This is a genomic window from Trueperaceae bacterium (assembly GCA_031581195.1).
Lineage (GTDB): Bacteria > Deinococcota > Deinococci > Deinococcales > Trueperaceae > SLSQ01.
On record JAVLCF010000088.1, the window covers coordinates 1 to 9,486 of the forward strand.

The window sequence follows — 9,486 nt, forward strand, 5'->3', positions numbered from 1 at the left end:
CAGATCGACCGGCGCGTCGGGCGGACGCCAGCGCCGACCCTCCCCGAGCTCGAGGGCGCTGGCCGCCGGCCGCTCGGGGGCCGGCGTCGGGTCGCCCCCCAACAGCGCCGCGTCGGGCGTGGCGGGGCCGCCCCCGTCCCCGCCGGCGTAGGTGACGACCACGACGTCGCCGCGCGCCCGCAACGCTGCGCCGGCCGCCTCGCGGCCGGCCCGAAACCGGACCGGGAGCGCGGGGCGCGCGAACGCGTCGGGCCAGGCGACGCGGTCGTCCTCGGCGACGAAGTAGTCCTCGCGCTCGGGGGGGAGGTGCGCGCCGTCGGTCGCGCCGAGGATCCAGACGCGGGCGAAGCGACGCCCCTGCACCTGGTCGGCGTGCAGCAGCGCGACCCCGGCGGGCGGGCGTTCGCGGGGGGCGTCCTCCTGCAACAGCGCCGCCCACCAGGCGCGCACGTGCGCCCCGCCGTCGCCGGCGCCGGCGACGCGGCGGGCTTCGGCGAGGCGTTGCAGGGCGTGCTCGCGGAAGTCGCTGCGGGCGTCGGCGTCCCCCTCCGGGTCGGGTGCCTCGGGGCCGCCGTTCTCCCTCGGGGCGTGCACGGCGCTCCAGGCGGCGTCGACCAGCGTGCCGCCCCACGCGAGCAGGTCGGCGTCGGGGTCGGGCTCGAGGGCGTCGCTCCAGGCGCGCCAGCGCTCCCCGTCGCCGCGGGCGTCGGCGAGGCGGGCGATCGCGTCGCGGCCGGCGACGCCGGCGGCGAGGGCGGCGGCCCCGAGCGGCCGTAGGTCGGGCACCCCCAACAACCGTCCGGGGGTGGGGGCGTCCCCGAGCTCCAGCAGGTCGAGGAGGCGGCGCCCCTCGGGCGTGTCGGCGAGACCGCGGGGGGTTTCGTCCATCAGGCCGACCCCCGCCTCGCGGGCGAGGGTCCCCACCGCACGGGCCCGGCCGGGGGGCGCCACGATCGCCAGGTCGAGGGGATCCGCGCCGTCGGCGAGGGTCGCCTTGACGTCGCGCAGGACCCAGCGGGCCTCCGCGACGGGGTTGGCGAAGCGGTGCCGGTGGACGCGGACGTCGTCGCGGTCCGGGAGTTCTGCGTCGGGGGTCCGTCCGGGGGGCGGCGTGACGACGGCGAGGCGGACGGGAGCGTGGCGGGCGAGGGCGTCGGCGAGGCGGAGTTCGGCGGGGGCGACCTCGTCGACGCCGTCGAGCAGGACCCGGTCGGGCAGCAGGGCCGCGGTGGCGGGCGCGAGGTCCCCCTCGAGGACGCGCGCCGCTTCGCGGCGGAAGTCGTCGTAGTCCCAGGCGTCGCCCTTGAGCGCCTCGTAGCGGTGGTGGACGCGGCGGAGGCGGGCGGTCTCCGGGTCGTCGCCGGGCAGGCGGCCCGGGGCGAGGCCGTAGGCCTTGGCTTCGGCGATGGCGCGCGCGAACAGGCGCGCCTCCCCGGGGGTCGGGGGGTCGTCGCGGTCCTCGAGGAGCGCCGCGCCGACGGTCGCGAGGCGTCCGCTGCCGGTCAGGAGGGGCCGCAGGGCGCGGGCGTCGCTGAGGATGCGGTAGGCGAGCTGTTGCCAGGTGAGGACCTCGACGCCCAACACCGGCCCGTCGCGCACGAGGGCGCGCACGACGTGCGCGCGTTGGTCGCCGCGTCCGACCCACCAGACGCGCTCGCCGGCCGTCGCGGCGGCGCGCGCGTCCGCCGTCAGGAGGTGGGTCTTGCCCGCCCCCGGGGGGCCGACGAGGAGCTCGAGGGTCACGGGGGGAGGATACCGAGGGGGCCCGGCCGCGGCGGGGGGACGAGCGCGGTTCGGAGCGTCGCGGGGTGTGGCGGAGGTGTGCGCCGGCCCCCCGGCCCCCGCACGTCGCCATGGACGTGACGTCGTTCTGACGGTGGGCGAGCACGCTACCTTGGGTGCCGCTGGGCGCCCCATCCCAAGGAGGTCGGTCATGGTTCGTTTGCTCGTGCGTCACCCGGTGCAGGACTTCGCCGCCTGGAAGGCGGGCTACCTCTCCCCCGACATGAAGGGCATCCGCGATCGGTTGGGCGTCCGTCACGACGCGTTCTACACGACCGTGGAGGACGTGAACGACGTTCTGGTCATCCACGACTTCGATTCCGCCGACGCCGCGCAGGCGTTCCTCGCGGACGGGGAGCTGCAAGCGGCCCTCGGGACGCTCGGCGTGGCGGGCGAACCCAAGATCCAACTGTTCGACCACCCCTGACCGGGGGGCCGACCCCACCGACGGCGCGCGGCGACGAAACCGGGGTCGGTGCCGTTCGGTCCCTGCATGCGGTGGGCGCGCCGCCGGCCCCCCACGCGGGCGAGTGCGGCCTCGCGAGTCCACCCGGAGGGGTGGCCTCGCGAGGCCGCGAACGTCGTGGTGCCTGCGGCGCGCGCGGATCCGTTTAGTTGCAGGTGTCCCCTGCGGTCCACTGGGGATGACGACCGGTTTTCCGTGCGAATCCGGCATTGGTAGCAAAGTCCGTGGGGGTTACGTCCGCACCCTGCGAGTATTGGTCGTCCGCATTGATGTCGTCCACGCACCATTCACTGAGGTTCTGATCGAACGCAGCGGCACCTTTGAACATCCTCTCCATGCCGTTCTCTCGGCTGCCGTCCGTATCCGCCCATAGGCGCACGGAGGACGTATCCCAGGAGCCGATGTCTCGGTCGAAGTCCGTCGCTGACAGGAACATGGCCTCCATGTCATCGACGAGACCCGTGTCCCACGAGCCGATATCTTGGTTGAATGGCGTTTTCCTGAACATGAACGACATGTCCGTCACGCTGCTCGTCACCCACTCGCCGATCGGTTGGTCGAACGCCGAAGCGCCGTTGAACATCTCGTTCATGGTGGTCACGCGACTCGTGTCCCAATCCCCGATCGGCTGGTCGAAGGCAGCCGCGTTCTCGAACATGTCTTCCATATTCGTCACGCGACTCGTGTCCCAATCCCCGATCGGCTGATCGAAGGCATCCGCGCCCTCGAACATCTCCTCCATGGTCGTCACGTTCGCCGTATCCCACCCCCCGATGGGTTGGTTGAACGAAACCGCGTCCTCGAACATATCCTCCATCGTCGTCACGCGACTCGTGTCCCAATCCCCGATCGGCTGGTCGAAGGCAGCCGCGTTCTCGAACATGTCTTCCATATTCGTCACGCGACTCGTGTCCCACTCGCCGATCGGCTGGTCGAAGGCAGCCGCACCGTCGAACATGTTGCTCATGTCGGTCACGTGGCTCACGTCCCAATCGCCGATCGGTTGGTCGAAGGCAGTCGCGTTCTGGAACATGTCGTCGGTGATGCTCACGCGGCCTACGTCCCAAGCTCCGATCGGTTGGTTGAAGGCGGACGCGCCCTCGAACATGTTCTCCATCGTGACGACGTTCGCCGTGTCCCAGGTGCGGAGGTCTTCATCGAAGGAGGCTTCGTCCTGGAAGAGGTAACTCATGTCGGTGACGCCGCTCGTGCACGTCGTCGGGAGGAGGTCCCAGCCCGTGGCGCCGTCGCCGTCGACGATGAGTTCGTCGATCGTGGACACCGTCGTGTCGGTGCCGCTAAGGCTCCGCTTGGTGTACGCCTGACGCCCCACGGTGCCCGTCTCTCCGACGTTGGCGGCCGGGCACTTAACCGTGACGCCGTTCGGAGCGCGGTAGAAATCGTCGCCGTTCGGCGTGAGGGTGAGACGTGCGGTGGCGGCGAGGGGGACGCCGTCGACGGTGGCGGTGACGTCGAGCGTGACCGGGTTGAGGCCCGCCGTGTAGGTCGCGGTGTAGCGCCCGTCACCTTGGTGCGTGGCAGGGGTGATGCGTTCGCTGGGGATGTTCGGGAACTCGACGGGGGCCGTGGCGTCGAGGGCGTCGCCCTCGGCGTTTGCGAGCTGAACGGTGATGTGTGCGGTCGATGCACCGTCGGCCGGGATCGCGGAAGGCTCGACCGCGATCGTCCCTTTCGTGGGGTCGATGGAGCTCGGGGCCTCCGTGGTCGTGAGGGTCATCGTGTCGGTGGCGCTGGGATCGAGGGCGCTCGTGACCGTGATGCGGGTGCGGCCTTCGCCGCGAGCGGTCACGACGCCCGCCGCGTCGACCGTCGCGATGCCCTCGTCGGCACTCGTCCAGGTGAGGGTCGTGTCGGGCGCTCCGGTCGTGACGAGGGTCGTGTCGAGTTCGAGGGTTTCGCCCACGGCCACGGTCGCTTCGTCGGGCTTCACATCGAGGGCGTGCACCGCCACCTCGTTCGCACCGACGAGCTCCACGGGAAGGACGAGCGTGGCCTCGGCGTCCTCGTCGATCGTCGTGCGTATCCCATTGCGCTCGTCCCGGGATTGCGTTCCGGTGTCGGCACTCGACGGTGCGCGTTCTCCGGTGAGATGGAGAACCGTCGTGCCGACGTCGACACCCTCGGGCACAACAACGCTCACGCGGAACGTGGCGTCGTCGTCCACCGTGGTGGCACCCAACGGGACGTGGGCATCCCCGAGGAACAGCCCGACGAGAGTGCCGGGCTGGAAGCCGGCTCCCGTCACGTCCAGTCGGCCCGCCGCCTGCGCGCGCAACGTCACGTCCGCCGCCACGACGGGCAGCCGGTCCCCCGTGCCCGCTTCGGCGTGCACACGGGTCGAGATGGTCTCGGCCGCGACCTCGAGTCCGCCGGCGTCCACGATGGGCGTGACGCCAGTTACCTCCCCCGCGAGGCGGGCCGCGGCGGTGCCGTGCCCCTCGAGCGGCAGCTCGTCCGAAACCGGGAGTGTGCGTGTGACGGCGATGGTGGCGGTCCGCCGGACGTCCTCGAACGTGGTGCTTTGCGCCGTAACGGTAGCGGTGCCCGGCGCGACGGCCGTCACCACGTTGTCCTCGACGCGCACCACGGAGGCGTCGCTACCGGACCAAGCGAGATCAGGATCGAGGAGGGACGTATCGTCGCTCCCTCCGATGGCGTACAGCGGCTCTAGCGTCAGGCGACTGCCGGGCACGAGCATGTGGACGTCGCCCTGCGCAAAGCGGATCTCCGCCAAGCGCCCATCGGATGGGGGGGCGTCCGAGGTGTCCGCGTTGCAGGCGGCGACGGAAATCAGGGCGGCGACGACCAGAAGGGCCCAGGTGACGGCGCGGTGGAGCATGGGAGTGGCCTTTCGGGAGTGACGTAGGGTTCGACGAACTACGAGCATCGCAAGCGTAACGGTTCTGCATCAGCGAATGCAAAGGGCGGGCGGATGCCCCTACGGCGCTCCGGGGTCGAACCCCGGTCGTCGGGCGGGGCCCCGTACGCTCCGGGCGCCCCTCTTCGGCCGCGAGCGATGGGTCTTTGTTGCGTTTAGAACGACGTATCTAGCTAGGCATGGGCCCGCAGACCCAGCGAGCGTCACGCTTCGCGTCCACGTCGCCACGCGAACCAATGGCTTCAGATCGCCCCCGCACGGCGGTCGGCGCGATGCGCGCTGCACCGTAAATCATGTAACGTTTCGGTCGATGCGATGCGTGTCGGGTTCGGCGCTCCGGCACCGCTCCAGCGCCCGTCATGCGCCGCGAACGGGGGTCGGGTGGATCGCCCGCCCCCGCCGACCCCTCACCCCACGAGCAGCGCCCCCCCGAGCGCGTCGGGGTCGGTGAGGGGGAGGCGACAGGCGAAGCCCTCGCACACCCAGGCGGCCGCGCGGCCCTCCACGGTGGTGCGGCCCTCGACGAGCGGGCCGGCATCCGGCGCGGGCGCGCGCTGGACGACCCACCCGTCGAGCGGCTGGGCGGCCACCGCGGCCCAGAGGTCGGCGCCGCCGACCTCGTCCGGCCCGGTGACGGCCACCTCGCGCGGCGGAGCGCGCATGACGTCGAGCAGGTAGAGGGCGCTCGCGAGCGCCTGGGGGTGCTTCGCGGCGCCCTCGGCGAGGGGGGCGGCGACGCCCCGCGCCCACGCTTCGGCGTCGGCGTCGCCCGTCCGGCGCGCGACGCGCCACACGAGCTCCGCGGCGGCGAGGGTATCGGAGGGTTGCGGGCCGTCAACGACGCTGCGCGGCGCGACGCGCAGCGGCCCGTTCGCGTCGCCGTCGCGCGCGACCGTCGTCGGGTGGCCGTCGTCGTCCACGAACGCCGCGCGGATCCGTGCGGCGTGCACGTCGGCGGCGGCGAGCCAGCGGGGGTCGCCGTCGGCGTGGTGGAGCTCGAGCAGTCCGAGCCCGAACGAGGCGTGATCCTCGAGGAGGGCGGGGAGGCCGACGCGACCGCGGTGGGCGCGCCGCCTCCAGGTGCCGTCCTCGCGCGGGAAGGTCGCGAGCGCGGCGTCCGCCGCGCCGCGCGCGAGGTCCACCCAACGCGGCTCGCTCAGCAGCCGGCCGGCCCGCGCGAGGCCCTGGATCGCCAGGCCCTGGAGGCTGAGGAGGACCTTGTCGTCGCGCGCGGGGCGGGGGCGCCGGGCCCGGACGCCGTGAAGGAGCATGCGGAGCGCCGCGAGGCGGGCGTCCGCGTCGGCCTCGCTCGTCCCGAAGCGCGCCGCGAGGGTGGCGGCGTCCGCCGCCTCGCGCAGGACGTGGGCCCCTTCGAACGCCCCCGCGCCCTCCACCCCGAAGGCGGCGCGCGCGAAGGGGATCTCGGCCTCGCCGTACGCCTCGGCGACGGCGGCGTCGAAGGCCTGGGCGGTCCAGGCGTAGAACGCCCCCTCGCGGTGCTGGCCGTCCTCGTCCTCGCTGTCGGCGTCGAGGGCGGTGGCGAAGGCGCCGTCCTCGAGCCGCATCTCCGCCTCGAGCCAAGCGGCGATCGCGCCGGCGGCGTGCGCGTGCCCGACCTCGCCCGTCCGCAGGTGGGCTTCGGCGAAGCGGGGCAGCAGTTGGGCGTTGTCGTAGAGCATCTTCTCGAAGTGCGGGACCGCCCAGGCGGCGTCGGTGGCGTACCGGGCGACGCCGCCCGCGAGGGGGTCGGCGATGCCGCCGGTCCGGAGGGCGTCGAGGGTGCGGTCGGCCAACGCCCGCGCGTCGGACTCGGGGCGGGTGGCCAGCCAGCGCAGGGCGGCGTGCGGCGGGAACTTCGGGGCGTCCCCGAACCCCCCGTGCCGGGCGTCCTCCTGCGCCGCGAGGGCGGCGAGGGCGTCGGCGGCGACGTCGGGGAGGGCCGCCTCGCGGGGGGCGGGGTCGACGCGGGGGGTGGGCGCCGCCATGCCCCGCCGCACGTGGTCCTCGAGGGTGGCGGCGTCCTGCAGGAGCGCCTCGCGGCGGTCGGTCCAGGCCTCGTGGATGGCGCCCAGGACGCGGCGGAAGGAGGGGATGCCGGGGCGTTCGGTGGCGGGGAAGTAGGTCCCGGCGAAGAACGGACGTCCGTCGAGGTCGGTGACGGCGGTGAGCGGCCAGCCGCCGTGCCCGCGCATGGCCTGCAGGGCCGCCATGAAGACCGCGTCGACGTCGGGGTGTTCCTCGCGATCGATCTTGATCGCGACGAAGCGCGCGTCGAGGTACGCGGCGAGGTCGGGGTCGCGGAACGACTCGCGCTGCATGACGTGGCACCAGTGGCAGGTGGCGTAGCCGATCGAGACGAGGACCGGCACGTCGCGCCGCCGGGCTTCGGCGAAGGCGTCGGCGCCCCAGGGCCGCCAATCGACCGGGTCGTCGGCGTGCTGGAGCAGGTAGGGGCTGGCGGCGTCGGCGAGGGCGTTCATGACGGGAACGCTAGCAACGGTTTCGCGGCGGGCGCGTCGGGTAGCCTCGCGGCATGGACGTGTCCGGCATGCGCACCGAGTACCGCCGCGGTCGGCTCGACGCCGAGGCGTTGGGGGCCGATCCGCTGGCGGCGCTGGCGGCGTGGATCGAGGCGGCCGACGCCGCCGGTGCGGAGGAACCCAACGCGATGGCGTTGGCGACGGTGTCGGCGGACGGGGTGCCGTCGGCGCGGTTCGTGCTCTGCAAGGGCGTCGCGCCGGGCGGGGCGGAGGCGCCGGGCACGGTGCGCTTCTTCACGAACTACGCGAGCCGCAAGGGCCGCGACCTGGACGCGACGGGGGTGGCGGCGGCGACGTTCTGGTGGGACCGGCTCGAGCGCCAGGTGCGGCTCGAGGGCACCGTGGCGCGCCTCGATCCGGAGGCGTCGGACGCCTACTTCGCGTCCCGCCCGCGGGGCAGCCGCGTCGGGGCGTGGGCGTCGCCGCAGGGCCGGGAGGTGGACGGCCGGGAGGCCCTGGAGCGCCTCGCGGCGGAGGCGGAGGCCCGCTTCGAGGGGCAGGACGAGGTGCCGCGCCCGCCGTTCTGGGGTGGCTACGCCCTCACGCCGACGTACGTGGAGTTCTGGCAGGGGCGCGCGAGTCGCCTGCACGACCGCATCGCCTACGCCTGGACCGAGGGCGCCTGGCGCACGTCGCGGCTGGCGCCCTGAGGCCCCCCGTCACGCGCACGCGCCCCGCCGGAGCGGGGCGCGTGCCTGGGTCGTGGGGCGTGAAGGGCGGGGGGGTCAGTCGTCCGCGTCGTCGCCCATCGGGGCGGGCGCTGCGCCGTCGGTCGGGGAGGGCAGGCGGTCCGGGAAGGTCTCGACGTCGGCCGCCTCGATGAGGGCGTCGACGTCCGCCTGCGTCGCTTCGCTGAGCAGCTGCCCGCGGAGCGCCTCCTCGACGTCCTCGAACGCTTGAACGCCGCCCTCGCGGACCTCCTCGACGAGGATGACGTGCTGACCGAACTGCGTCTCGACGGGCCCGACGACCTCGCCGGCGTCGGCGGCGAAGGCGGCCTCCTCGAACGGCGCGACCATCATGCCGCGCTCGAAGCAGCCGAGGTCGCCGCCGTCGGGCCCGCTGGGCCCGGTGCTGCGTTCGGCGGCGAGGTCGGCGAAGTCGGCGCCGCCGTCGAGCTCGGCGAGGACGGATTCGGCGTCCTCGACGGTCTCGACGAGGATGTGCCGGGCGCACACCTGCGCGCCGGTCGTGAACTCGTCCTGGCGGGCGTCGTAGGCGGCGCGGACGGCGCCCTCCTCGAGGCTCTGCTCCGCTTCGACCGCCTCGAAGAGGCCGCGGATCCGTTCGTCCTCCTCGAACAGCGTGCGCAGCATCGCTTCGCTGCCGATGCCGCTGTCCTGCAACAACTGATCGAACGACGCCTCGTCGGGGAGGCCGTTCTTGGCCTGGTCGATGCGGGCCTGCACCGCCTCCATGTCGGGTTCGATGCCGCGCGCGTCGGCGGCGGCGAGGAGCGCGAACTCCTGGCCGCGCTGCTCGAGGTACTGCGGCGCGAAGCTGGCGAGCTGCGCGCGGAGCTGGTCGTTGAGGGGGGTGCCCTGTTGCGCGGCGAGGCTGCGCAGGGCGATCTCGAAGCGCTGCTCGAACTCCGACAGCGTTTCGGTCTGCTCGCCGAGGCGAACGACGACGGGGTCGTCGGCGTCCTGGGCGAGGGCGAACGGGGCGGCGAGTGCCGCGAGGAGGGCGAACGTGAGGATCGAGAAGCGTCGCATCGGGGGTGACCCTAGCAGGGGGCCGGGATGAGAGGTGTGAGGTGCCGCCGGAGGCGTTCAGTCGCCGGCGGCGGTCGCGCCGCG

Annotated in this window: 6 protein-coding genes; 2 read left to right on the top strand and 4 right to left on the bottom strand. The window is 73.6% G+C overall.

Annotated features, from left to right (window positions below; all coding sequences use genetic code 11):
* The coding region (locus RI554_08650) for a hypothetical protein (GenBank protein ID MDR9392080.1) at positions 1–1,743 on the bottom strand (1,743 nt) is incomplete at its 3' end.
* 190 nt (positions 1,744–1,933) lie between these two features.
* On the opposite strand from RI554_08650, the gene RI554_08655 reads away from it, so the two are divergent.
* A complete protein-coding gene (locus tag RI554_08655) occupies positions 1,934–2,209 on the top strand; it encodes a hypothetical protein (GenBank protein ID MDR9392081.1) in 276 nt (91 codons plus the stop codon).
* A 184-nt stretch (positions 2,210–2,393) separates the two neighbouring features.
* Here the strand turns inward: RI554_08655 and RI554_08660 are convergent, their stop codons facing one another.
* Complete coding sequence (locus RI554_08660) at positions 2,394–5,003, bottom strand: BspA family leucine-rich repeat surface protein (protein MDR9392082.1); 2,610 nt, start codon at positions 5,001–5,003, stop codon at positions 2,394–2,396.
* 551 nt (positions 5,004–5,554) lie between these two features.
* Positions 5,555–7,627: a thioredoxin domain-containing protein gene (locus tag RI554_08665; GenBank protein ID MDR9392083.1), complete on the bottom strand. Its 2,073-nt coding sequence runs from the start codon at positions 7,625–7,627 to the stop codon at positions 5,555–5,557.
* Positions 7,628–7,680: 53 nt separating this feature from the next.
* On the opposite strand from RI554_08665, the gene pdxH reads away from it, so the two are divergent.
* Positions 7,681–8,337 (top strand): pyridoxamine 5'-phosphate oxidase, encoded by a 657-nt coding sequence (pdxH, locus tag RI554_08670; GenBank protein MDR9392084.1) that lies wholly within the window; start codon positions 7,681–7,683, stop codon positions 8,335–8,337.
* Positions 8,338–8,412: 75 nt separating this feature from the next.
* Here pdxH and RI554_08675 read toward each other — a convergent pair whose 3' ends face one another.
* Positions 8,413–9,402: a peptidylprolyl isomerase gene (locus RI554_08675; protein MDR9392085.1), complete on the bottom strand. Its 990-nt coding sequence runs from the start codon at positions 9,400–9,402 to the stop codon at positions 8,413–8,415.
* Positions 9,403–9,486: the final 84 nt, after the last annotated feature.